The organism is Robertmurraya phoenicis, from assembly GCF_047302285.1.
Lineage (GTDB): Bacteria > Bacillota > Bacilli > Bacillales > Cytobacillaceae > Robertmurraya.
The window spans coordinates 3,581,358-3,607,181 of record NZ_CP154845.1; the positions used below are offsets into that span (position 1 = coordinate 3,581,358).

23 protein-coding genes are annotated in these 25,824 nt (G+C 38.4%); 6 read left to right on the forward strand and 17 right to left on the reverse strand.

The features are described from left to right. The first annotated feature begins 48 nt into the window (after window positions 1–48). Window positions 49–1,896 (forward strand): dihydroorotate dehydrogenase, encoded by a 1,848-nt coding sequence (locus AA0X71_RS17845; RefSeq protein ID WP_413356649.1) that lies wholly within the window; start codon window positions 49–51, stop codon window positions 1,894–1,896. A gap of 28 nt (window positions 1,897–1,924) precedes the next feature. On the opposite strand, the gene AA0X71_RS17850 is transcribed toward AA0X71_RS17845, so the two are convergent. After that, window positions 1,925–3,580, reverse strand: a complete 1,656-nt coding sequence (locus AA0X71_RS17850) for a M20/M25/M40 family metallo-hydrolase (RefSeq protein ID WP_413356650.1) — start codon at window positions 3,578–3,580, stop codon at window positions 1,925–1,927. A 213-nt stretch (window positions 3,581–3,793) separates the two neighbouring features. Between AA0X71_RS17850 and AA0X71_RS17855 the strand changes: the two genes are divergently transcribed. Continuing rightward, a complete protein-coding gene (locus AA0X71_RS17855; protein WP_413356651.1) occupies window positions 3,794–5,095 on the forward strand; it encodes an NCS2 family permease in 1,302 nt (433 codons plus the stop codon). Window positions 5,096–5,183: 88 nt separating this feature from the next. On the opposite strand, the gene AA0X71_RS17860 is transcribed toward AA0X71_RS17855, so the two are convergent. Continuing rightward, window positions 5,184–6,086, reverse strand: coding sequence for an aldo/keto reductase (locus AA0X71_RS17860; RefSeq protein WP_413356652.1), 903 nt, complete (start codon window positions 6,084–6,086; stop codon window positions 5,184–5,186). Window positions 6,087–6,114: 28 nt separating this feature from the next. Further along, window positions 6,115–6,918 carry a pyrroline-5-carboxylate reductase gene (gene proC / locus AA0X71_RS17865; protein WP_413356653.1) on the reverse strand — a complete coding sequence of 268 codons (804 nt, stop codon included), beginning with the start codon at window positions 6,916–6,918 and terminating at the stop codon, window positions 6,115–6,117. Between the two features lie 145 nt (window positions 6,919–7,063). On the opposite strand from proC, the gene AA0X71_RS17870 reads away from it, so the two are divergent. After that, window positions 7,064–7,786: a DUF421 domain-containing protein gene (locus AA0X71_RS17870; RefSeq protein WP_413356654.1), complete on the forward strand. Its 723-nt coding sequence runs from the start codon at window positions 7,064–7,066 to the stop codon at window positions 7,784–7,786. Here the strand turns inward: AA0X71_RS17870 and AA0X71_RS17875 are convergent. The 6 genes from AA0X71_RS17875 to AA0X71_RS17900 all read right to left on the reverse strand — a co-directional run bounded on the left by AA0X71_RS17875 (window position 7,783) and on the right by AA0X71_RS17900 (window position 13,095). Then, entirely contained in the window at window positions 7,783–7,965 is a 183-nt protein-coding gene (locus AA0X71_RS17875; RefSeq protein ID WP_413356655.1) for a LysM peptidoglycan-binding domain-containing protein, read from the reverse strand. The genes AA0X71_RS17870 and AA0X71_RS17875 overlap by 4 nt on opposite strands. 408 nt (window positions 7,966–8,373) lie before the next feature. Then, entirely contained in the window at window positions 8,374–9,567 is a 1,194-nt protein-coding gene (locus AA0X71_RS17880) for an ABC transporter permease (protein ID WP_413356656.1), read from the reverse strand. Window positions 9,568–9,573: 6 nt separating this feature from the next. Then, complete coding sequence (locus AA0X71_RS17885; protein ID WP_413356657.1) at window positions 9,574–10,251, reverse strand: ABC transporter ATP-binding protein; 678 nt, start codon at window positions 10,249–10,251, stop codon at window positions 9,574–9,576. Then, window positions 10,248–11,369, reverse strand: a complete 1,122-nt coding sequence (locus tag AA0X71_RS17890; RefSeq protein ID WP_413356658.1) for an efflux RND transporter periplasmic adaptor subunit — start codon at window positions 11,367–11,369, stop codon at window positions 10,248–10,250. Before AA0X71_RS17890 ends, AA0X71_RS17885 begins: the two co-directional genes overlap by 4 nt. Beyond that, window positions 11,369–12,037, reverse strand: coding sequence for a YIP1 family protein (locus AA0X71_RS17895; RefSeq protein WP_413356659.1), 669 nt, complete (start codon window positions 12,035–12,037; stop codon window positions 11,369–11,371). The genes AA0X71_RS17890 and AA0X71_RS17895 overlap by 1 nt, the downstream gene beginning before the upstream one ends. 71 nt (window positions 12,038–12,108) lie before the next feature. Beyond that, on the reverse strand, window positions 12,109–13,095 hold the full coding sequence (locus AA0X71_RS17900) for a Gfo/Idh/MocA family protein (RefSeq protein WP_413356660.1): 987 nt from the start codon (window positions 13,093–13,095) through the stop codon (window positions 12,109–12,111). 105 nt (window positions 13,096–13,200) lie between these two features. Here AA0X71_RS17900 and AA0X71_RS17905 point away from each other — a divergent pair, with 105 nt between their 5' ends. Beyond that, the gene (locus AA0X71_RS17905) at window positions 13,201–14,034 is read left to right on the forward strand and encodes an aldo/keto reductase (protein ID WP_413356661.1); all 834 of its coding nucleotides are present in this window, start codon (window positions 13,201–13,203) and stop codon (window positions 14,032–14,034) included. A gap of 294 nt (window positions 14,035–14,328) precedes the next feature. On the opposite strand, the gene AA0X71_RS17910 is transcribed toward AA0X71_RS17905, so the two are convergent. Both AA0X71_RS17910 and speD read right to left on the reverse strand, forming a co-directional pair. Further along, entirely contained in the window at window positions 14,329–14,946 is a 618-nt protein-coding gene (locus AA0X71_RS17910; RefSeq protein WP_413356662.1) for an NUDIX hydrolase, read from the reverse strand. A gap of 426 nt (window positions 14,947–15,372) precedes the next feature. Continuing rightward, window positions 15,373–16,185, reverse strand: a complete 813-nt coding sequence (speD, locus tag AA0X71_RS17915) for an adenosylmethionine decarboxylase (protein ID WP_413356663.1) — start codon at window positions 16,183–16,185, stop codon at window positions 15,373–15,375. A 161-nt stretch (window positions 16,186–16,346) separates the two neighbouring features. Between speD and AA0X71_RS17920 the strand changes: the two genes are divergently transcribed. After that, window positions 16,347–16,469 (forward strand): hypothetical protein, encoded by a 123-nt coding sequence (locus AA0X71_RS17920; RefSeq protein ID WP_413356664.1) that lies wholly within the window; start codon window positions 16,347–16,349, stop codon window positions 16,467–16,469. A 118-nt stretch (window positions 16,470–16,587) separates the two neighbouring features. Continuing rightward, window positions 16,588–18,243: an FAD-binding dehydrogenase gene (locus AA0X71_RS17925; protein ID WP_413356665.1), complete on the forward strand. Its 1,656-nt coding sequence runs from the start codon at window positions 16,588–16,590 to the stop codon at window positions 18,241–18,243. A gap of 46 nt (window positions 18,244–18,289) precedes the next feature. Here AA0X71_RS17925 and AA0X71_RS17930 read toward each other — a convergent pair whose 3' ends face one another. From AA0X71_RS17930 to AA0X71_RS17955, 6 genes are all read right to left on the reverse strand, one after another. Beyond that, on the reverse strand, window positions 18,290–19,075 hold the full coding sequence (locus AA0X71_RS17930) for a class I SAM-dependent methyltransferase (RefSeq protein WP_413356666.1): 786 nt from the start codon (window positions 19,073–19,075) through the stop codon (window positions 18,290–18,292). A 339-nt stretch (window positions 19,076–19,414) separates the two neighbouring features. After that, on the reverse strand, window positions 19,415–20,407 hold the full coding sequence (locus AA0X71_RS17935) for an ABC transporter substrate-binding protein (RefSeq protein ID WP_413356667.1): 993 nt from the start codon (window positions 20,405–20,407) through the stop codon (window positions 19,415–19,417). A gap of 25 nt (window positions 20,408–20,432) precedes the next feature. After that, entirely contained in the window at window positions 20,433–21,947 is a 1,515-nt protein-coding gene (locus tag AA0X71_RS17940) for an aldehyde dehydrogenase family protein (RefSeq protein ID WP_413356668.1), read from the reverse strand. 43 nt (window positions 21,948–21,990) lie between these two features. Then, window positions 21,991–23,676 carry a thiamine pyrophosphate-binding protein gene (locus AA0X71_RS17945; protein ID WP_413356669.1) on the reverse strand — a complete coding sequence of 562 codons (1,686 nt, stop codon included), beginning with the start codon at window positions 23,674–23,676 and terminating at the stop codon, window positions 21,991–21,993. A gap of 65 nt (window positions 23,677–23,741) precedes the next feature. Continuing rightward, window positions 23,742–25,244 carry a tripartite tricarboxylate transporter permease gene (locus AA0X71_RS17950; RefSeq protein WP_413356670.1) on the reverse strand — a complete coding sequence of 501 codons (1,503 nt, stop codon included), beginning with the start codon at window positions 25,242–25,244 and terminating at the stop codon, window positions 23,742–23,744. Between the two features lie 27 nt (window positions 25,245–25,271). Further along, window positions 25,272–25,718: a tripartite tricarboxylate transporter TctB family protein gene (locus tag AA0X71_RS17955; protein ID WP_413356671.1), complete on the reverse strand. Its 447-nt coding sequence runs from the start codon at window positions 25,716–25,718 to the stop codon at window positions 25,272–25,274. Between the last annotated feature and the right edge of the window lie 106 nt (window positions 25,719–25,824).

Consider the following 25,824-nt stretch of genomic DNA (forward strand, 5'->3'; position numbering starts at 1 on the left):
AAAAATAGTGTATCATTTAGATATAAACTATTTTTGGAAGGTGATGGAATGCCCGATTGGTCTTATCATCCACTTTTTAAACCTTGGCTATTTCGACTTCCAGGGGAAAAGGGAAGAGAATTTATCCATAGAGGAATGAGTTTTATATCTTCTTTACCTGGCGGGGTTGGTTTTATTGAATTTCTCGGTCATATGGCACCATCTCCACAGTTAAAAAAAGACTTCTGTGATCTTTCGATTGCTAGTCCGATCGGTTTGAGCGGCAAAGTAGATCCACTTTTAACAGGAACGAAAGCATTTTCTCATCTCGGTTTTGGTTTTATTGAAATCGGACCTATATCAGCATCCCCACATAGAGAAAAGACTAGGCTAAGTGATAACAAACAACAAATTCATTATTCCTTACCATTTGAATCACCTGGTATGGAAAACGCTATTACTAAACTTGAAAACCTAAAATCGGTCGACATCCCCTTCTTCATTCGCATTGGAAAAACCAATGACTTTCAACAATTATTATTCATGATCGATTCATTACTATCCTTTGCTGATGCTTTTATTCTCGAAGATATATTAAAGGAACATGAACTAACTGAAATCAAACGACATTGCTGGGACAAAAATTTGATTCTGTCCCTTCCCCATTTACAATTAGAGGAATGGCGCGACGAAATTAGTCAACTACATAGAAAAAAATTAATAGATGGACTTGTCATAGAAGAATCTTTTGTAAAAGAAGGGACTTATCAATATGCACCTCTAGTTCAAAATCAGCAGTTGGCTTTAGCAGTAAAGCAGATAAAAGAAGGTTCGGTTGATTTACCAATCATCATCTCAGGTGGGATACAAGAGCCCAATGATGCCCTATTATTACTAGAAGCAGGAGCTGACCTTGTCTTGCTCTCTACTGGTTATGTCCTTTCCGGTCCTGGACTCCCAAAACGAATAAATGAAGCTTTATTGGATCGCGACGAACCGAAACAGATTTTCAAGGGATGGGGTTGGTATTGGTTATTTGGTCTATGCATCTTTCTTGGAGGATTACTGGCACTTATGTTTAGCATGACTTCTGTAATACTTCCTTATGATGAAGTCTTTTTGCAAATGACAAGAGAACAATTAATTGCCTTGAATCCAAGATTGATTAACTTTATGGCACATGACCGGATGACGTTAGCAGGGACGATGATCTCTGGGGGCATCGTCTATATGTGTTTAGCACGCTTTGGTGTTAGATATGGGATTCATTGGGCAAGGAGGGCGATTAATCTTGCTGGAGGGATTGGTTTTCTTGGAATCTTTCTTTTCATTGGCTATGGATACTTTGATTGGCTCCATGGACTATTTTGGGCCATCCTTTCACCTATTTTCTATTTAGGTTGGAAGACAACAAAAGGAATTCGAGAGGTTTCACGTTCACGAAATAGAACCAATCATTCCAGTTGGAAAAAAGGAATAAGGGGTCAGCTAGCTTTTACCATCCTTGGATTCTCCTTTGTGTTGGGCGGACTTGTAATTTCAACCATTGGCATAACTAACGTTTTTGTTCCAACGGATATTCTCTATATTTGCATGACACCTGAGCAATTACATGATATCACTAGTAAATTAATCCCTGTCATCGCCCATGATCGAGCTGGTTTCGGTGGAGCACTCATCAGTGTAGGACTACTGGTTTTTACCCTTTCTCTCTGGGGCTTTCATCAAGGTGAAAAATGGGTTTGGTACACATTCCTCTTTGGAGGAATCCCTGCTTTTGCAGCAGGAATAGCGACTCATTTTGTCATTGGCTATACGACTTTTATTCACCTACTACCGGCATACTTTGCCTTATTTTTATTTATCGTTGGCCTTTTCCTCTCAAGAGAATTCCTGTTTGAAAAAGAACGGAAATAAAAGAGGAACTGCGATAATGCAGTTCCTTTTACACTTCCCACAAAGCCTTCGTTATTTTTCGAATTAGTTTTGGTAGTATGTTGAAGCTATATGGCTTATAGACACGCTCCGTCCATTTGTGAGCACCCTTCCCATATACCCCAACATTAATCGAAGGGATGTTTAATGTTTTCATGGATTCTAACGGTATCGGAAATAACTCTTCCATCGCCGGAAAATTTCTTTGAAGCGAATTGATTTCATCTTCCGAACCGTTGAATGAGAGGAAGCTACCATCGGATAAATAAGGAAAATACTTTTTTAGCTTAAAAGACTCACCGGTTACCTCGGCTTCTTTTTCAAGTACTGCCTTTATTTTATTCGAAATGGCCATGCCTCTTTCATTGTTTAAATCTAAATAATTCGATGGTAAAAATGGTGGTGCATAATAAAGAATCACTCTCGGTTTCTTTTCAGGGTCTAGCTTTTGAAGGGCATCTACTACTAAAAATGCAATCTCTCGATCATCCTTATCCCTGTTTTCTATTAACACTCGCTCCATTTCTGCCTCAACTGGAAGACCTTTTTGAATTAGTTCTTCCATCAATCTTTCAAGTTTCGTCACTTCTAGTGTCCAGTCTAAATCTCGAGACGGCAATTGGTTCATGTCTACAAATCTTTGATAACTTCTTTTTTGACGCTCTGCAAATGTTCGACATGCCTCCTCTGTTATTTGAAGCAATTCACTCATAATTTGAGCTGGAGATTTTTGATAGAAAAAGTAATTAAAATACATATGACAGCTTAAAGCGGTTTGCACATCATATTGTTTCTTATCATCACGCATATAAAGACAACTAGCCGGAAGAACAAGCTCACCGTCAACTTTCTCAATGAGATCAATATTTTGTCCAATCCGAATATTCAGTTCTGAAGCAATAATCGTTGGGTCAATTCCAGATAAACTTTCTCCAACATGCGCTTCGCGACCGAATATTGAAAAACAAGGGAGCAACTTCCCCGCAGTACCTGTATAAATATATTTATTATGGTCCGCTGTGTATAACGGGGAAATGAGATCATCATTTATCGCAGCGACATAGTCCAAATCATGCTCATCTTTAAGACGGAGTAACGCTTCTACAGCTCCTCTTATTCCTGCATGCTGGCTTTCTTCATCAGGATTAAACATGACAAGTAGATTCCCATCTAGTTCATCTAGATTCTCTGAAAAATAAAGTAAGTTTGCCAGATGAATCGCAATCCCACTCTGCATATCAAGAGCGCCTCTGCCAAAGAGCCATTCTCCAGATTTAGCATCCTCCATCACTTCCAGGTCCTGTTCATAGTTTAAAAAGTATGTAGTTAAGGCATCCGGATGATGGGCAATGGATTGAAGTGCACCAAAATCCTCAGTCCCTACCGTATCGATATGAGCATAGTAAATGATTGTTTTCTTCGATTCGTTCGGTGCTTTTACAAACGCAAAAATATTTTTCCTCATGAAGCGATCTTTTTCTATCACTTCACACGACAGAAATTGAGGATTCTTTTGAAAATAAGGAAATGAACTCAGTAAATCCATCAACCAACCTGTTTTATGATTTTCTCCATCAGTGCGACTGTAACTCTCCATTTTTATGAGCTTACAGGTTAAAATTTCAACTTGTTCTTCGAATGTTAGGGTATGGATCTCCTTAAACAAAGTGCATCCTCCTTACGCTTTTTGAAAAATAGGAAAATAAAATGAGCCATTTATTATCAGACTATCATTATAAGTATGATAAAAATGTAAATTATTTCGAACATTAAGACATTGACTTAAATCAATAATATTCAATTTTAGGCTTGAAATCTACCCCTAAAACGAATATTATAGAGAATGTGTTTTTAAAATGTTCGTGTTTTGGAGGTCAACATGTTTAAATTAAAGGAGCATCAAACGAATGTTAAAACAGAGCTTTTAGCAGGCGTTACAACGTTTTTAACGATGGTATATATCGTCGTGGTAAACCCAATTATTTTAGCAGATGCTGGGGTACCATTTGATCAAGTGTTCACAGCTACCATTATTTCAGCAGTAGTTGGTACATTATGGATCGGATTATTTGCCAACTACCCGATTGCCATCGCGCCTGGAATGGGGTTAAATGCCTATTTTGCCTATTCCGTCGTCGGTAGTCATGGAAATATTGATTATATAACAGCCTTTGCTGCTGTTTTTATCGCAGGGATTATTTTCATCATTTTATCTTTAACGCCACTAAGAAATATGCTTATTGAGGCGATTCCTGAAAACCTTAAGTTTGGTATTAGCGCTGGTATTGGACTATTTATTGCCTTTATCGGATTACGTCTTACAGGCATTATTACTGCTCATCCAACAAACTTAGTTGCTTTAGGAGATTTACGAGAACCATCCGCTTATTTAACTCTAATCGGACTCGCGGTCACTTTAATTTTAATGACATTACGTGTCCATGGAGCACTATTTTTTGGGATGATTATAACAGGACTCATTGCTTTCTTTATCGGAGAGCTTTCCTTCACACAAGGATTTGTCGCACTTCCTAGCTTACCTGAAGGACTGATTGTCTTAAATCCAATTGAAGCACTTGGCGAAGTCTTCTCTCACAGCCTGTATGCTGTAGTCTTTTCCTTCTTGCTTGTAACGATCTTTGATACAACAGGAACAATGGTCGGTGTTGCCCAACAAGCTGGGCTTATGAAAGGAAACAAATTGCCTCAAGCGAAAAAAGCATTGCTTGCTGATTCAATTGGTACAACGGTTGGTTCAATGTTTGGAACAAGTCCCACAACTGCCTACATTGAATCTTCCGCAGGTGTGGCTGCTGGTGGTCGTACAGGTTTAACTTCCGTAACAGTTGGGGTACTCTTCATTCTAGCTGCATTCTTCGGACCACTTGTAAGTGCTGTATCTGGATTATCAGCGATAACAGCACCAGCGTTAATCATTGTTGGGAGTTTAATGATGGGCTCGATCGCAAAAATTAAATGGAATGAGCTTGACGAAGCTTTCCCGGCTTTTCTCACAATCTTAGCGATGCCTCTTACTTCAAGTATCGCAACAGGGATTGCTTTAGGATTCATCTCTTATCCTCTATTAAAAGTAGCGAAAGGGAAATGGCGTGAAGTTCATCCTGTGATTTACGTTTTCGCTGTGCTGTTTTTCTACCAGTTAGTGTATTTACCGCATTAAACAAGTCGAGGAAATATTCTTGACAAAACAAAAACAGAGTCGAAACGTTTTCGACTCTGTTTTTTGTTTTCAATTTTAAATTATAAATTTATGCTACATTTTCACCTGTTGAAGCAATCCATATTTTAAACCATTGCTGACGAGTCATGTTGATTTGTAAGGCGTCAATGGCTGATTTGATACGTTCAATTTTACCTGAACCAATAATTGGCATGATGATAGCAGGATGAGCAAGTAGCCATGCAAACATCAACTTGTCAATTTCTGAAACATTCAATTCTTCTCCTACCTCTTGAAGCACTTTCTTTAATCGAGCTGATTTATCATCCATGCTTGAGAAAATGGAACCCCCTGCTAAAGGAGACCACGCCATTGGAGCCACTCTTTTTTGCAAGCATTGGTCAATCGTTCCGTCTAGGAATGCCTGCAAATGACTAGCTGAGATTTCTACCTGATTGGTAACAAGTGAAAATGGCAGATAACTATCCAGCATTTCAAATTGTGAAGGAGTAAAGTTTGAAACCCCAAAATGCTTCACTTTTCCTTCTTCCTTTAATTGAATAAAGGCTTGCGCTACTTCACTTGGATCCATGAACGGATCTGGACGATGAATGAGCAATACGTCAATATAATCTGTTTGTAAATTTCTCAAAGAGTTTTCTGCGCTCCAAATGATATGTTTTCTGCTCGTATCATAATGCTGAATTTCATGCTCAGGACGTGCCTTTGATACAAGTTTAATTCCGCATTTCGTGACGATCTCCATTTTATCTCTAAGAGAAGGCTTTAGGGCCAACGCCTTGCCGAAAAGGGCCTCATTTTGATAGCCACCATAAATATCGGCATGATCAAATGTCGTAATTCCGAACTCTAAGCATTGCTCTACTAATGAAAGAACTTCATCATCGCCCAGTTTCCAATCATTCAACCGCCAAAGTCCATGAATCATTCTTGAAAAAGTTAATTCCTCTGTCATTTTGACTCTTTCCATTTTAGTCACCTTTTCTTATGTATTTTATTTAGGCTTTAAGTGCTTTCGTCTTATCTGTACATTTCTCCATTGCCTTTAAAACAGCTGCCCGAAATCCATATTGTTCGAGGGCAGATACCGCTTCAATGGTAGCCCCACCTGGCGTACAAACCTGATCCTTTAATTCTCCTGGATGGGTTCCCGTTTCAAGAACCATTTTTGCAGCCCCTAACACAGCTTGAGCGGCAAACTTATAAGCTTGATCTCTTGGGATTCCATTCTTAACTCCTCCATCTGCTAAAGCTTCAATAAACATATATACATAGGCTGGAGAAGAACCACTAATCGCCGGAATACTGTCCATGAGCTGTTCTTTAATCACCTCTGCTTGTCCGAATGAACGGAAAATTGCCAGCACCCTCTCTACTTCGTCACCATTTATCCTCGCGTTAACACTAAGCGCACTCATACCTTCCCCCACAAAGGATGGAGTATTTGGCATAGTACGAACCGCTTTTATTGCTTGCCCAAATTCCTCTTCCAACCATTGCAAAGTGATTCCCGCTGCGACCGTAATGATCACTAATTCTTCCCTTATGTCTTGTTTGATTTCAGCAATCACTTCCTTATGGATATCTGGTTTCACAGCAAGAAAAAGAATATCAGACCAGCGAGCAACTTCCCGATTATCGATTGTCGTTTTAATTGAAAACTGATTTTTTACCGTCATGAGGGTATTCTCTGTTTTCGCACTTACCATCATATTCTCTGCAGAAATCGTTCCAGATGACAACATTCCTTTGATCATTGCTTGAGCCATTTTTCCACAGCCAATAAATCCGATCTTCTTCATTTTGTAAAACTCCTTAATGTATCAAACCTTATGATTCTCTTAACACTATACAAAAAAGTCTCTGAAAACTCCAGAGACTCTACTTTGAGTAAAATATGAAATTTATGAAAGAATAGTAATATAAGTACTTTCTGAGGTGTATTTCATGGAAATGATAGAAGTATTAAAAATTTTGGGTCGTATTGTCACGATTCTCCCTCTTTTATTAATTGTTACACTAATAATGGGGAAACGTTCTATTGGTGAGCTTCCTGTGTTTGATTTTTTAGTTATTCTAGTACTTGGTTCAGTAGTAGGGGCAGACATTGCTGAGCCGGACGTAAATCACTATTATGTAGCGCTCGCAGTCGTAGCAATAGGGCTCCTACAATTTATCGTGTCCCTCCTCAAAATCCGGTATCGAAAACTGGGGAGTTTGCTAACTTTTGAGCCCACAATCGTGATTCATAATGGTCAATTTTTAATAGAAAATATGAAAAGAATTCGATACTCCATTGATAATGTCCTCAATATGCTTCGTGAGCATGATGTTTTCAATGTGAAGGATGTAGAAATTGCGATCATTGAGGCAAATGGTAGTCTTTCCGTCAAACTTGTTCATCCAAAAGAGCCAGCCAAGATTGAAAATATCCATGCAGTCGTGTCTGATCAAGGAATCGAAATAGCCGTTATCATTGATGGAATCATCAACGAGCAAGTGCTGCAGTCCTTTAACTTAGATGCAACGTGGTTGGAAAGAGAACTGAAGAAAAACAATATTACAGATGCGCGTTCAGTGTTTTATGCGGCGATTAATCAAGCGAAGGAACTTCATATTTCGCCCAAAAAGAATACGTCATCTGGTCAAAGACCAATCATTTTGCACTAATCCTCGACAGGAATGCGGAGAGTATCCCCTATTGTCAGCTGTTTCGGGTCTCGATGCTTGTTAACCATGAAGATGGACATAATGGGGATATTCAATTCTCTGGCGATTGAACAAACGGTATCACCTCTTTTGATTTTGTATACCTTTAACATGCCTTGAGAAGTTGTTTTCTTTTCCAAAATGATCACCACCATAGCTTAAAAGTTATTCAATAAATACCCTGCAATTCGGGCGTTAAACGCGGATAAGCCTAGATTTTTTGTGACCATTTTGGAATAAAACAAAAGAGGATTTTCTAAAAAGATAGCTCTCTGGAATGGGAGTGGGTAAATAATTCAATGAGCTAGAGCGAGGATTAAGAATAGGGAAAATAGCAGGAAAATTTCCGCTTAATTTGCGATTCACACTAAAAATAACGATTATAAGCGGAGAAATTCCGCTTATTGGCGCTAAAATCGGAAAAACAATCGATTTTTCACTGTATAAGCGGAAAAACTTCCCTTATATTCCCCGAAATGAACTTCATTTTCCAGTTAACCGGAAAATCTCCTGTTAACTATAGTTTGTCAACAGACTGAATCGTAAATTTATTCGTATCTTAAAGCCTCAATCGGATCGAGCTTTGAGGCTTTATTCGCTGGTAGTAGGCCAAAAATAATTCCGATCACCATCGAAAAGACGATGCCACCAACGACCACCTGCCACGAGATAAGTGAAGGCCAACCTGCAAAGAAAGCAACAATCCCAGAGACACCCCAACCAAGGAGAATCCCGATCATGCCTCCAATTAACGTTAAAATAATCGCTTCGATTAAAAATTGTGTCAGCACTTGGTTTCTCGTTGCTCCTAGAGCCATACGTATTCCTATCTCTCGCGTCCGTTCAGTAACAGACACAAGCATGATGTTCATAACCCCAATTCCACCGACAAATAAAGAAATTCCGGCAATGCTCCCAATGATGAGCGTCATAATTCTTGTAATTTGCCCAATACCTTCAGCCATTTCTTCCATATTGATGACCATATAGGAATCCTCTGTATTGTGAAGCTGATTCAATTGAAACGTCGCTTTTTCCCCAACGATTTGAATGTGATCGGCTGAAATCGCTTGAAGGGTCATTTGCGTAATATCATCTTTTCCGAAAACCATTTTCCACGTATTAAAAGGAAGATAAACATCCATCGAGCCAAAAGCGAAAAGGCCAGTTGGCTTAGCTAACACACCGATGATTTCAACTGGTTGATTGCCAACCCGAATGACTTCACCTATCGGATTTTGACCTTCAAAAAATTCCTCCTGCAATGTATTGCTTACTAGGGCCGCTCTTCGTCCACTTCTAAAATCTGATTCAGAGAATCCTTGGCCTCTTTCAATCTCTAAATTATTCAGATCCATATAAGCTTGGTTAATCCCAAAAACAGAGCTATCTCCGGTTTGTTCCCGATAACGTATGGGTGAATATTCAGAGCTTGAAGCAACCACTTGCTTCACTTCTGGTATCGCCTCTAATATTCTAATATCCTCACTCGTAAAAGCAGCATCATAAAGTACGCTCGGGTTCGCCTGTATCTCTTCTTCGCTTGGCTGGTAAAATAGTTCAACGGTGTTTCCTGGCCCTGTAATTTGTGATTTTAGAACGGCCTCTCCACCTTGACCTATGGCGACGACAATAATGACGGCACCAACACCGATAATGATTCCGAGCATCGTCAAAATGGAGCGGAGCTTATGAGCCTTTAAAGAACTGAACGCCATTTTCATATTTTCCATTACACTCATAAGCTCTCACCTCCTCACGTCATTTGCGACAATTTCGCCATCGCGAACGGTGATTGTACGATTTGTATACTCGGCAATTTCCGCTTCATGTGTTACCAATACTACGGTTGTACCTTCCTCATTCAGTTTCACAAATTGCTCCATGATCGAGACACTTGTCTTCGTATCAAGTGCTCCCGTCGGCTCATCTGCTAAAATGATTTGCGGTTGATTCACGATCGCTCGGGCAATCGCTACACGTTGCTTTTGTCCACCTGATAATGCATTCGGTAAATGCCCCATCCTGTCGCTAAGACCGACTTTACGAAGAGCCTCTTCTGCTCGTTCAAGCCTCTCTTTTTTCCCGATACCACTGTAGATCATTGGCAATTCTACGTTTCGGAGAGCTGTTAACCTTGGCAATAATTGAAACTGCTGAAACACAAAACCGATCGATTGATTTCGAACCCGCGCCAAAGCGACATCCTCATAATCAGAGATATTTTCACCGTTGAGCATATACTGTCCACTTGTTTGCTTATCAAGACAACCGATAATATTCATTAAAGTAGACTTTCCAGAGCCTGATGGCCCCATTATCGCAGTGAATTCCCCTTCCTCAATCGTTAGTCGAATCGATTTCAAAACATCGATTTGTTCCTTCCCGACCGTGTAGGTTTTTCTTATATCTCTTAACTCAATCATTGGACAGTCACTTCCATCCCATCACTCACTTTATCTGACGGGTTCAATACAATCGTGTCTTCGGCTTTAAGACCCTCAACAACTTCCATTCGTTCACCTGATGTAATGCCAATTTCAATCTCTTGTTTATGGGCAATGCCATCATTTACTAGATAAACGAATGTTTTATCATCCTCATAGATAATAGCTTCAGAGGAAATGACAAATCCTTCTTTTTCTTCCGTCTCAATTTCCATAATTAGTTGGAAGCCAGGTTTGAGATCTATCCCATCGTTGATCTGAACGATAATCGGAAACTGTACTGCTTGATTCTCCATCGGGTTTGCTAGCCCAGTATTCTGCGGAACACTAGCAACATTTACGATTTCTCCCTCCCATTCTTCATTTGGAAGTACGTCCGATTTTAGAATGACCTTTTGTCCACTCCTCACCTTTAACACATCATACTCTGATAAAGAACCAGTAGCGATCATACTATGTAAACTGCCGACTTGGACAAGCGGCTCTTGCACTTCTGTTACAAGTTCTGTCGCATTCTCATTTACCGTTAGAACAGTACCCTCTACCAAACTAGTAAGTTCAAAATCTTTTACTCTCTCTTCAAGAGCATCTTTTTGTAAAAGGGTTTGCTTCAAATCCAAATTAGCAAGCCTTATTTCCATTTCAATTTGGTCATATTCGGAAGCCAATTGCTTTTCTGCTTCCTTTTTACCGATTTGATCAGAGAGATCCTTTTTCCTACTATCAAGATGTTCCTTTTGCTTTTGTAATTGATTGATCCGTAAATATCCGGATTCAACGGATATTTTATTCTGTTCGATTTCAAGATTGAGTTGAGAATCGTCAAATCTGACTAGAACATCGCCTTTTTTAACCTGTTGCCCTACTTCAACGAGAATTTCTTCGACCTTGCCAAGCTCAGGAGAAGAAAATACACTCTGCTCCTCCTGAAGTTCTAAAGTCCCTGGCACCATTAAGGTGGAAGAAATTTTTTCTTGTTTCACTTCCATTACCTCGACGGCAAGCGGCTTAGCAAAAGCTGTTCGATAAGCACTTACTCCAACCATGATGATGATTAAAGTGGCAACACCTACGCCAATCCAAAGTTTCTTTTTCATTACACTCCAGCAATCCCTTCAAGTGCAACGCCAAGTAGGGCAAAACTTAAAGCAATCACAAAGAAGACAATCGCAATAACCCATGAAGCAATCTTTGATAATTGACCAACTTTATGAAGTCCAATCGCCGTTAAAATTAATTGCCAAATAGAAAAAACTTCAAATGTAGAAAGCACGATGGAATCACTATTAAATAACCCTGCCAAACTCGTTAAATAAACATTGGGATTTCCACCTAGTATCGTTTGAAGAAGCGTATTTAATAATAGACCTGCTGCTCCAATCACCAAAATATATGTATTCATGGAGAAAAGCTGTTTAAATGTAACATCCTTTTTCGCGATTTTAACGATGATCAAGTGAATAACAGCTGATATTAGTACTCCTAATATAGGAGCAATTACCCCCGCTATAGCTGTGACCATTTTCGTAAATCCCAGTATTAGTTCTGCATCCTCTAACGAAATAGAGCCTGGCACAACAATATCCTGAGCCGTTATGGTCGAAGCGATCGTGACCGAAGCAATAATGTAAAGAATGGTGATAATACCTAACGCTCCCCAAATACGTGGATTTTCACGTATTTTTCCAAGCTGTTCCCCAGGGCTCCAAAACATCCCTAACAAAGAAGGCTTTCCACTCTTACTTGTGCTAATCTCTTTTTCCATAATCAAACACCCCTAAAAAATTATTTGTTCTTAATAACTTTTACGAGGTGTTTTGGAAAAAGTTTCATATATTATTTTATATCGCTAGGATAAACGACTCCCATTTGCTTTCTAGCTTCATCTAGGATCTCCATTACCATTTGGGACGTCTCAAAAGTATTAATGGAGGATTCATATTTTCCATTTTGAATAAGTTCAATAAATTCCTTCGTTTCATAATACATCGGATGATTCGATTGTTCGACTGCAATATCCTCGACGTGTCCATCACGATAACGGATTTTTACATCCTCCGGTGGATTGAGCTTATCTAAAATAATGCTCCCTTCTTCTCCTTGTACTTCGGAAGGCAAATAAGAATTCGTTATTTTTGAAAAAAGAATGACGACATCCTTATCATCGTATTGTAAAATTAAGCTTCCTTCTGCATCCACACCAGTCTCGAGTATAAAACCACTTGCTTTCACTTCCGTTGGCTTTTCAAATAAATATACAGCAGGGTAGAGACAATAAACCCCGATATCCATAAGAGAACCATTTGAAAATTCTGGTTTGAAGGCATTAAGAATCGTTCCTTCTTTGTACGCATCATAGCGAGAAGAATATTGGCAATAGCTTGCGAAGTATCTTCTTACTGGCCCGATTTTATGTAAGTTCTTCTTGACCTCCTGGAAATTCGGCAAAAAGGTTGTTTTCAATGCTTCCATTAGCAGCACATTATGCTTTTTCGCTGTTTCCATCATTTTCTTAATTTCTCTAACATTTGATGCCATTGGTTTTTCGCAAAGAACATGCTTCTTATTTTCCATCAAAAGAATAGCCTGCTCAGCATGGTAAGAATTAGGGCTGGCAATATAAACTGCATCAAGCTCATCACTCTTTGCCATTTCCTCAAGATTGGTAAAGGTAAGTTCTACACCATGTTTACCCGCAAATTCTCTGGCCCTTTCTTCTGTCCTTGAATATACCGCAACAAGCTTAAATTCTGGATGCTCACTTGCTGCACTTATAAATGAATCAGTAATCCAATTCGTACCTATTACTCCAAAACGGATCATAATAAAATCCTCCTTTTTTTTTCTATATGTATGCCCATTTATTGTAACCGAAAAGGTGAATATGAGAAAATAATAGTATTCAAGCTCTTTTAAGGAGGAGAAAAAATGGTTAAAAACCTAGAAAGTACAGTTGCATTACATAATGGAGTACATATGCCTTGGTTTGGATTAGGCGTTTATAAGGTGACAGATCAATCTGAAATTGTCGAGGTCGTATCTGCTGCTTTAAAACACGGGTATCGACATATCGACACAGCTTCTTTCTATCAAAATGAAGAAGGAGTTGGAAAAGGAATTCGGGACTCAGGGGTTTCACGTGAAGATATTTTTGTGACCTCAAAGGTTTGGAATGATGAGCAAGGCTATGAAGAAACATTAGAAGCTTTTGATAATAGTTTAAGAAGACTTGGAATGGACTATTTAGATCTTTATCTTGTCCATTGGCCAGTCGCAAGAAAATATAAAGAGACATGGAAAGCTCTTGAGAAGCTATATAAGGAAGGTCGAGTAAGGGCCATTGGCGTCAGTAATTTCCACGTACATCATTTGCAAGATTTAATAAAAGAGGCGGATATTAAACCAATGGTTAATCAAATCGAATATCATCCGCATTTAACACAGGAAGAAGTTCGTGCTTTTTGTAAACAAGAAGAAATTCAGCTAGAGGCTTGGTCTCCTCTCAAGCGTGGAATCTTATTAGATGAGCCTGTTCTCTTTGAAATCGGGAAAAAGCATGGGAAGACACCTGCACAGATTATTTTACGATGGGATCTGCAAACAGAAGTGATTACGATTCCAAAATCATCTAATCTAGCACGCCTAGTTGAAAATGCGGATATTTTTGATTTTGAGCTAACTTATGAGGAAATGAAACAAATCAGTTCTTTAAACAAAAATGATCGAGTTGGAATGAATCCAGACGATTTAGATCAAAAATAAACCTTAGCATTTTAGCTAAGGTTTATTTTTGAATGGTACAGATCAAATTATTTCTTAACCGTCAATAATTTACGTCCACAGGCACAAATACTGGAATGTTTTAGCTGAACCATTTCTTGGTGACAAGTATCACAGATTTTTTTGACCACAATGTTCAACTCCTTTGAACTAAAATTTTCTATGTGATAAATTAAATTGTTTTTTAATATCTTAATTAGAATTATACCAATCTAGAAATTAAAGTCAATATTTATTTAAAATAATTACAAATAAGAGAGTAACTCATTTATCGAGCTACTCTCTTATTAACGTTAAAAAGTGGGAAAGAATTCTAGCGGTTAATCCCCAAATGACTTTGTCTTCAAAATAGTAAAAGTGCTCCTCTATCCCCCGAATTTGCCACTTGTATTTTTCTCCACCTACGATTTTCTCATAAGGGAAGGATTCCTCAGGTATTGGCTTAAAATGGATGTGATAAATATCAGGTTCAACCTTTTGCAAATAAGAGAGTGGGACAGTAAATACTTCTGCAACCTCCGCTTTATTGATGGAGAATGGAATAAAATCTTTAATGAAGCCAACAAACGGATAAATGGTACTTCCAAAAGGATTAACCACAAAGTCTAAAGGAAAGACTTTTTCGATACAATTCTCTTCGATTCCTAGTTCTTCAGAAGTTTCTCGAATCGCTGTGTGTCTTTCTGAAGGATCACTCTGGTCGACTCTTCCGCCTGGAAAACAGATTTCTCCAGGTTGCCGGCGCATTTCATAAGAACGGACCTCAAATAAAACATGGAGATCATTGTTTTTTTCTATGATGGGGAGTAAAACGGCATAATTTGAATATTTGTCTCTTCCTAAAATCCCTGGCTTACGGTCTTGGAAAATATCATTAAGTTTATGTTTATCCATATATCCCCCTTTGCATCTTTCCGATATTATATCTATTATAGCCTCTACCACAAACATTCATAAAGCCTGATTTACTCTAAAATTAAGAAAAAAGCTCCTACAAAATGTAGGAAGCTTCCAGTTTGACTAATTCTTTGATCCAAACATCTCTCACCCTTAAGCGGAGTTTTTCCTGTTATCTCCTCAAAGGAGTCCCTTTTAGGGAAAATAACGGAAGATTTTCCGCTTATGGAAGGCAAAATCGTTAATTTTGGTATTTTTCGAGGGAATAGCAGGAATTTTTCCTGTTATTTCGTCTCTTTTTCATGATGGTTGCTCATTAAGCGGATTTTTTCCTGTTATTTTTTCATACCGATACTCCTATTGTTTATACGAACACTTTTCCACAAGTCGAGGGAATTTATAAATTCCTGGTGTATGAAGAAATTAATCGTCGGTTATATTGGTTCCGTAAAAAATCTCATCCATTTCTGTCACGAGCTTTTCTGTGATTTGTTCTTCTTCCTCTACTGATAAATCTGCTTTCGATTGATGAAACAGATAATTAGCCAGATCAAATTCTTTTAGCTTACATTTTGTATGAAAGATATTATCTTGATACACATTCACATCAATCATATGATAGAGTTTCTTTACTTCATCGGGAATATAATTTTGAATCGAATTGATTTCATGATCGATAAAAAGCTTATGCCCTGTAATATCTCTTGTGAAACCTCTTACTCGGTAATCCATCGTCATCACATCTGTTTCAAAAGAATGAATGAGATAATTCAACGCTTTTAACGGGGAAATCTCACCACATGTGGAAACATCGATATCAGCACGAAATGTGCTAATCCCTTCATCTGGGTGCGACTCAGGATAAGTATGAACGGTAATATGACTTTTATCCATTTGTGCGACAACAGAGCCAGGGATCGGACCTGGAGATTCTTCGAAAGCTTCCGTCTCAGATTCATCAACAGGACCTTCTGAAACAAGGATTGTCACACTCGCCCCTTGAGGAATATAATCCTGTTTGGCTACGTTTAAAATATGAGCCCCAATAATTTCAGCCACATTCGATAAGATGTTTGTCAGGCGATCCGCATTATACACCTCATCAATATATTCGAGGTAGGCATCTCTCTCCTCTCTCGTTTTTGTATAACAAATATCATACATATTAAAGCTTAATGATTTCGTTAAATTATTGAATCCATGTAGCTGTACAATTTGCTTCGGTGTTAGGTTCATGGCCAAATCCCCTTTATTATTATGAAAAAGTTCCATGTTCTTATATTTTTTTGAAATGACAATATTATGCGTAAAAATGTCAGAAGGAAATCATTTCAATCATGATAATTTAACCAACAAAAGCGCAAAATATAACGAAAATAATTGAAAGGATGAGTTTGATGACAAATCGTAACGATAATCGTGAACGAAAAAATAAATATCCAAATAAGAAAAATGATACAGAATTCTCGAAGGAAATTAATATTCGTAGCGAAAAGACGAAGAAGAATTTGAAGAAATAATTTTTTCCTAGGACCCCGTTTGGGTAGGGTCCTTTTCAGTTTTCCCCCTCCTGTAAGAAGGAAAACACTCGTCACATATGGAATGTAAATATTAATACGAGAAACAGGGGGAAAGTCATTGAAATACGATGTTATTGTTGTTGGGGCTGGGTTAGCAGGCTTAGTAGCTACAACTGAATTAGCGGGAGCGGGGAAAAAGGTTCTGCTACTGGATCAAGAACCAGAAAACTCGATTGGAGGACAAGCTTGGTGGTCCTTCGGTGGCCTCTTCTTAGTTGATTCACCTGAGCAAAGACGATTGGGGATTAAGGATTCTAAAGAATTAGCGTGGCAAGATTGGCTTGGCACAGCAGGTTTTGATCGGGATGACGATGAAGATTATTGGGGAAAAAAATGGGCTGAAGCTTATGTTGATTTCGCTGCTGGTGAAATAAGAGAATGGCTTCATCAAATGGGAGTTCGCTTTTTCCCTGTCGTCGGTTGGGCCGAACGCGGCGGGTATTTAGCAGAAGGTCATGGCAACTCAGTTCCACGCTTCCATATCGTCTGGGGTACTGGTCCTGGAATTGTACAACCTTTTGAAGAAAGAGTAAAAAGGGGGATTGCAACTGGACTTATTGACTATCGACCACGACACCGAGTAAATGAACTGATAACGGAGAATGGATCTGTCGTTGGAGCAAAAGGTGATGTTCTCGTGCCGAGCAATGCAGCACGGGGAGAAGAAAGTTCTCGAGAAGTGGTTGGAGAATTCGAGTTTCACGCTGAAGCCGTATTAGTCTCAAGTGGTGGGATTGGAGGAAATTTCGACCTTATCCGCAAAAATTGGCCATCTCGCTTAGGGGAACCTCCAAAAAAGTTGATTTCAGGTGTTCCTGCACATGTAGACGGACGCATGCTTGCCATTACAGAGCGTGCTGGTGGCAGAATTGTCAATCGAGATCGGATGTGGCACTACACAGAAGGAATAAAAAATTGGAACCCTGTATGGCCGAATCATGGTATTCGTATTCTCCCAGGACCCTCTTCAATTTGGTTAGATGCAAAAGGTAACCGCTTTCCTACTCCGATTTTTCCTGGCTTCGACACACTCGGAACGCTCGAAGCGATTCAGAAATCAGGCTATGATTACTCTTGGTTTATCCTTACAGAAAAGATCATCGAAAAGGAATTTGCCCTTTCTGGCTCTGAACAGAATCCTGATCTGACTGGAAAAAGTATTAAGAAAGTTTTATCAAGAATCCTTCCAGGTCCAACTGCTCCAGTAAAAGCATTCTTGGACAAGGGGGAAGATTTCATCATCGCTGATACTTTATCCGAATTAGTAGAGGGAATGAATAGACTTACAGGAGAAAATCTATTGAGCCTCTCTCATATCGAAAGACAGCTAGTCGCGAGAGATCGAGAGTTGGATAATAAATTCACAAAGGATTTGCAAATTACTGCAATGCACGGGGCACGGAATTATATCGGTGATAAACTCATTCGGGTCGCAAAACCACATAAAATTTTGGACCATAAAAATGGTCCTTTAATTGCTGTTCGTTTAAATATCGTCAGTAGAAAAACACTAGGTGGTTTACAAACCGACCTATCTGGAAGAGTGTTAGCTGAAGATGGAAACCCTGTTCCAGGTCTCTATGCCGCAGGTGAAGTTTCTGGATTTGGCGGTGGTGGCATTCATGGCTATCGTTCGCTGGAGGGTACGTTTGTTGGTGGCTGTCTTTTTACTGGGAGACAAGCTGGACGAGCTTTGGCGGAGGAATTAGATTAATAGAACGAAATCCCTAGCACTCCAAGTGATAGGGATTTTTTCGTAGTTATTTCTTTTTACAAAGAACCATCCATTCGTCAATTTCGTGGGACTGTACTTCTCCATCAACTATCTCGATTGCGAAGTATTCTTTAAGCTCTTCAGTCGCGCTTAACAATAATTGCTCAACCTCGTCCCTCTGTTCCTGATTTTCGGTCGTTACATTTACCCATACTGGAAACATAAATTTCTTTTTTCTTTGTCTAGATTGACCTTCTTCAAGATCACTGTTTTGAAAAAGTTTTCTCCACTCCGATATCGACAGGCAACGTCCATGACTTTTATCTCTTAATTTTTCAACTTGATTCATGAATTCACCTTTATCTGAATCCTCTGGGGCAATATTATCAATTAATAGAAACTGACTCCTTGGTTTAAGTACCCTACTGACCTCTCTAATGAAATGACCAGGATTTGGAAAATGATGCGGAGCAATCCGACACGTTACTTCGTCAAAAGTATTGTCTAAAAAAGGTAGTGATTCCGCATCTGCCAAAACATAATGTATGTTTTTGTATTGTGTTCTTAGATGCTTCGCCGTATTAGACAACATTTCTTTCGTCAGATCTGTCGCAAGTACAGTAGCAACATGAGGAGACAATGTTTTGGCCACATGTCCCCCACCTGTCGCAATATCCAGGACAATAGAATCCGACTTTGGATTCAACCATTCTACGATTAACGGAAGGTCAGTCCCTTGTGAATGAGATTCACTCGTCACATATTTTTCGGCATTCTTTCCAAAAACGTTTTTTACGAGGTTTTTTGCTTCTTTATTGCTCAGGGTGATCATCCTTTCTCAAATTGATAGATTTATTGCTCTAGTAAACTAAGATTTCGAGAGTGGTTTTGATGATTCCTGCTTTTTATAGTGAACTATACAATGGTTTAACACAAGAACGTACTTATGTATAACGAGAATATCAGTTATACTAATTTAATTCTCCATATCCAAACATATCAAAACCCTCTCTAATATAGAATATATGCTAACTTTTAAAATCTACTTTATGTAAATAAGGACCTTGAAAGGAGGAAGCAAATAAAAAGTATTTACAACAGCCAAAAAGGCCAGCATCGCTGACCTGTTCTAGTGCTTTCAATATCTTCTTTTTATAAAACACTTCAAACGTTAAATAGTAAATGCTTCAAATGTTTGCTTTGCAAATAAATCTTCTACATTTAATTTATTCTTAATTAATCCATCTTGGTAAGAATAGTTAATCATTGCTTGTAAGGTTTTATAATTATCCTCAAATCCATACGGCCAGAAGTCATCACCCAATATACTTCTCGTTTTTTCTAATTCTGGAATTAGCCAAGGAATAGTAGCTTTTAATGCTGCTGTTTGTTCAAAGCCTTCATAAACTTTTTTCTTTGCTTCTACAAAAGCTTTATAAAGATTCTGAGCAACCCAAGGATGTTTCTCCATGATTTCATTTTTTATCGCAACAACATGCATAATCGGATATATTCCCGTTCTTAAATAATATTCTTTTTCCACATCAACGTAATTTGTAAACAATCTTTCAATGTTTGAAGAACCTTTTAAGAAAGAAGATGGCGCACGTGGACCGATAAATGCATCTATTTCACCGCTTTCCAACATCTCGTTTAAAGTTTGGGTATCTCCTATTTGCTGAATATCAATGTACGCTGGTAAATCAAGCTTGATTTTTTCGATGCGACCTGGTGTTTCCTGACCTCCTGTATACCAATGCACATCAGACCGATCAACACCATATTCGTCATTTAAAATTCCACGGAGCCAAACGCATGCGGTAAGCTGATACTCTGGAATTCCAACACGCTTTCCTTTTAAATCCTCTGGTTTTTGAATACCAGAGTTTTTATTAATATAAATTCCAGAATGGCGAAACATTCGAGATAAAAAAACGGGTATTGCTGTAAAATTTGGATATCCACGATCACGTGATATTAAATACGAAGAAAATGATAGCTCTGCAACATCAAATTCTTGGTGACGCATCATCCGAAAAAACGTTTCTTCAACCGGCATATTTAACCAGTTCAAATCGATTCCATCCGCCTTAACAGACCCATCGATTAGCGGGTAAATCCTGTCATAGTCCCAACATGCAAACGATAAATTTAGTTTAGACATACTAACTCCTCCTACTAATAGACTATTAATCTACAATCACATTTACAGTTTTTATTTGGGTGTAACTATATAGCTCTTCAATTGACTCCTCACTATCAAGACCACTGTTTTTATAGCCACTAAACGGCAAACCTACATAATGTCGAGAAGATTGATTAATCCAAATAACACCAGATTGAATTTCTCGACTAAATCGTACAGCCTTCTTAATATCATTTGTCCAAAGGGAAGCTGTTAGTCCAAATTCTGTACTGTTTGCTTGATTCAAAACTTCCTCTTCTTCATTCCACTTAATGATTGAAAGTACGGGCCCAAATACTTCTTCTTGAGCAATCCTCATACTTGAATCCACACCATCAAAAATGGTTGGTTCAACAAAATATCCATTCTTCAATTCTGGTAAGCTTGGATGATGTCCTCCGTATATTAATTTAGCTCCTTCTTCCTTACCTAACGAGATATAATAATTCACCTTATCGTACTGCGATTTTGAAACGAGGCACCCCATCGTCGTAGAAGGATCAATTGGCATCCCAAGTTTGATATTACTTTCCATCTTTGCAATCAGCTTCTGCACAAACTCATCATGGATATATTCATGAATAAACAATCTGCTGGTCGATCCGCATGATTGGCCCTGAACGGAGCAAAAGTTCATTCCATTGAATACACCATCAACTGCACCGTCAATGTCTGCATCTGGAAAAACGATCATTGGATTTTTCCCGCCTAACTCTAGTGAAATATGTTTAACTGCCGTTTGTGCAGCCGCTTCTTGGATTCTCATTCCAGTAGAGACGCTGCCGATTAGTGATATTCTTTTAATATGTGGATGCTGAACTAATGCATTCCCAGTAATAGGGCCATCTCCCGTTATTATATTAATCACTCCAGCGGGGAGGATCTTATTTATTAGCTCCGCAAAATACATGCAAGCTAAAGGGTCTTGATCAGGAGCCTTTAAGATAACCGTATTTCCCATAACTATAGGTGCTACAATTTTAGTAGCTGCAAACATCAAAGGGTGATTATATGGCACGATTCTAGCTACAACTCCATACGGTTCTCTCGTCGTAAAATGCCAATTTCCTTCAGTGGAAGGAAAAGTTTGCCCCTTTACATCTAACGCTGTGCCAGCTAGGTATGCCATACTATCACAAGCAATATCAACATCCTTTAGCATTCCTTGTAGTGGGTTTCCAGAATTTAAAGCATCAATCAAAGCCAAGTCCTCTTTATGTTCCTTTAGAATATCAATAATTCTATATATAAATTTCACTCTTTCCGTTACTGGTACATTACGCCACTTTTCAAACGCCTCAAAAGCTGCATGATACGCATCTTCAATATCTTCATTTTGTGCAAACGGGACTGTTGCAAGAAGCTCTTGGGTTGCTGGATTATATGTTTCTATTGTTTGACCTGACTTAGCTGAAACAAACTCCCCATTTATAAGCATCTCCCATGGTCTATTTAGTAGTTTCTGCACACGTACCTTATTTTCGTGATAATCCTTCATTTTTTCCTCGTACCTGTTCATTCTATTCACACTCCTTTTTCTAGAAGTTCGCTGCCCCTATCTATTAATCTATTTTTTCTGCTCCGATTGGGGTTAATCCTTCAGGTAAACCCTCAAATTGGTCCTGAATAATATCTATAACTGCTGGTTTTCCAGATGCAATCGCTCTTTCAATAGCAGGAAGAAGATCATCAGCAGATTCAATTCTTTCCCCATATGCATTCAACAGCTTTGCATACTCTGCAAAATCAGGATTATCATAAAAGACCCCTAAATACTTTCCACCATACGTATTTTTTTGACGATCTCTTGTGTTTCCAAATGAGAAATTATTAACAATCAGACATATAACGGGTATATTCTCGCGTACCGCAGTTTCTAGGTCTTGTGCCACCATCCAGAAAGAACCATCCCCTATAATAGAGAGAACCAATTCTTCAGGTCGTGCCAATTTTATACCCATTGCAGCTGGTAAGCCCCAGCCCATTGACCCTCCTGCTGAACCGTAATATTTCTTAGATTCTTTGATTTGAAGGTATCTTTGTGCCCAAACTCCAAATGTAGGCACATCCATAACCAAAGATGGATTATGTTTATTAATAACTTCTTGTACACTTACTACCAAATCATGCGAAGAAACGTATTCTGTTGGAGAATCTTTAGGTAATTTTGATTCCTGAACTAATCTTTCTGATTCTTCTTGGATCCATTTTTTTCTATTAACTACCGTATTTTTCTCGGTTTCAATTTCCGGTAAAATTCGAGTCATACTTTTGAGGGTCAAAGCAGCATCTCCGCACAATCCTAATTTTATCTCATAGATTTTCCCGATTTCTTCAGGATCTATATCCAGTTGGATAATATCTGTTTTTTCAGAAATTAAAGTCCACTTTTTCGTTGTAAATTCTGAAAAATGACAGCCTATTGAAAAAATAACATCTGCATCAGCGACTAACCGTTCACTCACTTCATAAGCTCCATACCCAAGTGTCCCAAAATACAAAGAATGATTATTCGGAAATACATCTTTTCTCAACCATGTCGTGATGACTGGTAATTGCAAAATTTCTGCAAGTTGAACAATATCAGATGTAGCTGTACTGCTCCCACCACCCAATAATACCACTGGGTTCTTTGCCTTATTAATCATTTGTAGTGCTTCTCTAATATCTTCAAGTGCAGGCATCGAATATTTTTGACGATGTTTTTGGTGGAATTTTATTTGTTCAACCTTTTCAGACAATAAATTAAAAGGAATTGAAACCATGACTGGTCGTGGACGCCCGCTAGCAGCAGTCCGAACTGCTCTTTGTAATAGTTCTGGGATTCGTTTAGCATGATGAATTTCCATTGACCATTTTGTAACAGGCTCGAAAAATTTGATCAGGTCCATTTCCTCAAAAGCTTCTCGATAATAATGTTCATCTGAAACCTGCCCGATTAGAGCTAGAACCGGAACTGATTCTGCATAAGAATTGTGTAAGCCTATTGTCATATTGGCTGCACCTGGCCCTCTGGAAGCTAAACAAACACCGATATCCCCATCCTTAGTTGCTCGAGAATAACCATCTGCCATAAAAGCAGCTACTTGTTCATGACGAACTGTAACAAAACGTATTTGTTCATCTTCATATAATTCATTTAACAACGGCATAATCGTTGTTCCAGGTAATCCAAAAACATATTTTATACCTTCTCTTTTTAATGCTTCAATTGTTACTGCCGCACCTGTCATTTCTTGAACAATCATTGACTATCTCTCCTTACCGCTTGGTAAACTACGAAATTACCTATCTATTTAATGAGAGCTACATCCTAGATAGATGCAGCTGGTGGACCTGCATCTTTTTTCTTTCGGAATCTACCAAATATATTACCTATCACCATCACCAAGATAATAATAATTAGTGCTAATGAGAGGGGGCGTTCTATAAAAACCGAATAACTACCTTGTGAAAGGATTAAAGCTCTTCTTAGACTGATTTCAATAATCGGACATAGGACAAACGCAAGAGCAAACGATGGAAGTGAATACTCTAACTTCCGCAAAAAGAAACACGCAAAACCGAAAATTAATGCAAACCATAAATCAAAATACATAATGACAGAAGCATATATTCCAACAATAGATAAAAATAAAATAGAAGGAATTAATATATGAACCGGGACTGTTAGAACTTTTGCATACATTGGACTTAAGAATCTGCCAATGATAAACATAGCTAAAGTTGTTAGCAGGAATCCATAAAAAATTCCATTTATTAAGTCAGCATTATTTGTGAACACACTTGGACCGGGCTGAATACCATGAATAATAAAGGCACCCATGACAATTGCAATGGATGGAGAACCAGGAATTCCTAATGCTAACAAAGGTACCAATGCTCCACCAACCGTTGCATTATTTGCAGCCTCAGGTGCCGCAATCCCTTCTGGATTCCCCTTGCCAAAAGTTTCCGGTGATTTAGACATTTTCTTAGCAGCACTATATGCAAACCACGAAGAGGCACTTGCTCCTAATCCTGGCATTACTCCCACAAATGAACCGATAATTGAACCAATTCCTATTGGTTTTATGACTCCTCGAAACTCTTTAAGGCTTAATTTTGAACGGATTTTCTTCGCTGATACATCATATTTTTTATTTAGTTCATCACTAATCATCGAAAAAATCTCAGTAAAGGCAAATACACTGACCATCAACGTGGTCATACTTAATCCATTCATGAGCTCAGGTCGATTAAAAGTAAACCTTGGACTTCCCGATAGAGCATCCATACCAATCGTTCCTGCTATTAAACCGAGCACTACTGAAATCAGGCTCTTTGTTACATCCTTAGAACTAATAACAGAAACAGCGATTAACCCAAGAATCCCTAATAAAAAGTACTCAGGTTCAGAGAACCGAATTGCAAAAGAAGAAATCGGAATAGAGAGAAATACTAACAAAAGTCCACCAACGAGACCACCAATCGTTGAAGCTATTAATGAATACAACAATGCTTTACCTGGGGAACTCTGTTTAGCTAAAGGATTTCCATCTAAGGTAGTGGCAACTGCTGACGGACTACCAGGTATCCCTAATATAATTGAAGAAATTGACCCCCCGTACTCTGCAGCTTGATAGGCTGCCAAAAGCAATAATATTGAAGCCAAAGGAGTCATCGCATATGTTAAAGGCAAGAGTAGTACAACTGCTACTGGGCCGCCGAGACCTGGCATTGCCCCAATCAGCATCCCAACGAGGGTTCCCATCAAAATCGCCAAAATATTAGATATAGAAAATAAACTTAATATATCAAACCCCAAAACCTCCAAATCAATTGTCACCTACTTTCTGCTTGATTAAAATCCAATAAACATTAATTTTCCAAAAACAAAATAGATAAATATAGTAAATACACATGCAACTACTGCGCTTTTTATTATTCTTTTAAAGCTACGATCTTTTAGAAAAAGAATGTAGAGACTTGTTAAAAACAAAAATGAACCTAAATAGAAAAGATCTAAAAAATACCAAAGAGCAAAAAATATCGCTGTAATCCCAATCATGGCGAAAATATACTTAAGATTATTCACAGTGAATTTCTTATTCTCATTGTTTCTTAATGTTTGAAAAAAACTAATTATGCATAGGACTACAAGTAGAATCGTTATCAAATTTGGGAAATATCTTGGTCCAATCGATGAGTTTTGTACACCGATATTCATCGTATTGATCATGTAGCCATATATAAACGCAAATAGGATAATACAAAGCAAGGATATATAGGTCGCCTTTTTATAACTCACCTAAATCCCCCTTTTCTTTGGATTTTATTAAGTTCCACTTACAGAGAAGCGGGTCCAAAGAAATATTGACCCGCTTCCTCTATTAATCTCTTAACTTACTCAAATG

Bases quoted from the DNA above. Each gene is read 5' to 3' on its own strand.
- AA0X71_RS17900 (WP_413356660.1), bottom strand. From the start codon at position 13,095: ATGATCCGTTTTGGAGTAATAGGTACGAATTGGATTACTGATTCATTT.
- AA0X71_RS17870 (WP_413356654.1), top strand. From the start codon at position 7,064: ATGGAAATGATAGAAGTATTAAAAATTTTGGGTCGTATTGTCACGATT.
- AA0X71_RS17945 (WP_413356669.1), bottom strand. From the start codon at position 23,676: ATGATTGTTCAAGAAATGACAGGTGCGGCAGTAACAATTGAAGCATTA.
- AA0X71_RS17880 (WP_413356656.1), bottom strand. From the start codon at position 9,567: ATGAGTGTAATGGAAAATATGAAAATGGCGTTCAGTTCTTTAAAGGCT.
- AA0X71_RS17845 (WP_413356649.1), top strand. From the start codon at position 49: ATGCCCGATTGGTCTTATCATCCACTTTTTAAACCTTGGCTATTTCGA.
- AA0X71_RS17860 (WP_413356652.1), bottom strand. From the start codon at position 6,086: ATGGAAAGAGTCAAAATGACAGAGGAATTAACTTTTTCAAGAATGATT.
- AA0X71_RS17920 (WP_413356664.1), top strand. From the start codon at position 16,347: ATGACAAATCGTAACGATAATCGTGAACGAAAAAATAAATATCCAAAT.
- AA0X71_RS17890 (WP_413356658.1), bottom strand. From the start codon at position 11,369: ATGAAAAAGAAACTTTGGATTGGCGTAGGTGTTGCCACTTTAATCATC.
- AA0X71_RS17855 (WP_413356651.1), top strand. From the start codon at position 3,794: ATGTTTAAATTAAAGGAGCATCAAACGAATGTTAAAACAGAGCTTTTA.
- AA0X71_RS17940 (WP_413356668.1), bottom strand. From the start codon at position 21,947: ATGAACAGGTACGAGGAAAAAATGAAGGATTATCACGAAAATAAGGTA.
- AA0X71_RS17895 (WP_413356659.1), bottom strand. From the start codon at position 12,037: ATGGAAAAAGAGATTAGCACAAGTAAGAGTGGAAAGCCTTCTTTGTTA.
- AA0X71_RS17885 (WP_413356657.1), bottom strand. From the start codon at position 10,251: ATGATTGAGTTAAGAGATATAAGAAAAACCTACACGGTCGGGAAGGAA.
- proC (WP_413356653.1), bottom strand. From the start codon at position 6,918: ATGAAGAAGATCGGATTTATTGGCTGTGGAAAAATGGCTCAAGCAATG.
- AA0X71_RS17935 (WP_413356667.1), bottom strand. From the start codon at position 20,407: ATGTCTAAACTAAATTTATCGTTTGCATGTTGGGACTATGACAGGATT.
- AA0X71_RS17930 (WP_413356666.1), bottom strand. From the start codon at position 19,075: ATGATCACCCTGAGCAATAAAGAAGCAAAAAACCTCGTAAAAAACGTT.
- AA0X71_RS17905 (WP_413356661.1), top strand. From the start codon at position 13,201: ATGGTTAAAAACCTAGAAAGTACAGTTGCATTACATAATGGAGTACAT.
- speD (WP_413356663.1), bottom strand. From the start codon at position 16,185: ATGAACCTAACACCGAAGCAAATTGTACAGCTACATGGATTCAATAAT.
- AA0X71_RS17910 (WP_413356662.1), bottom strand. From the start codon at position 14,946: ATGGATAAACATAAACTTAATGATATTTTCCAAGACCGTAAGCCAGGG.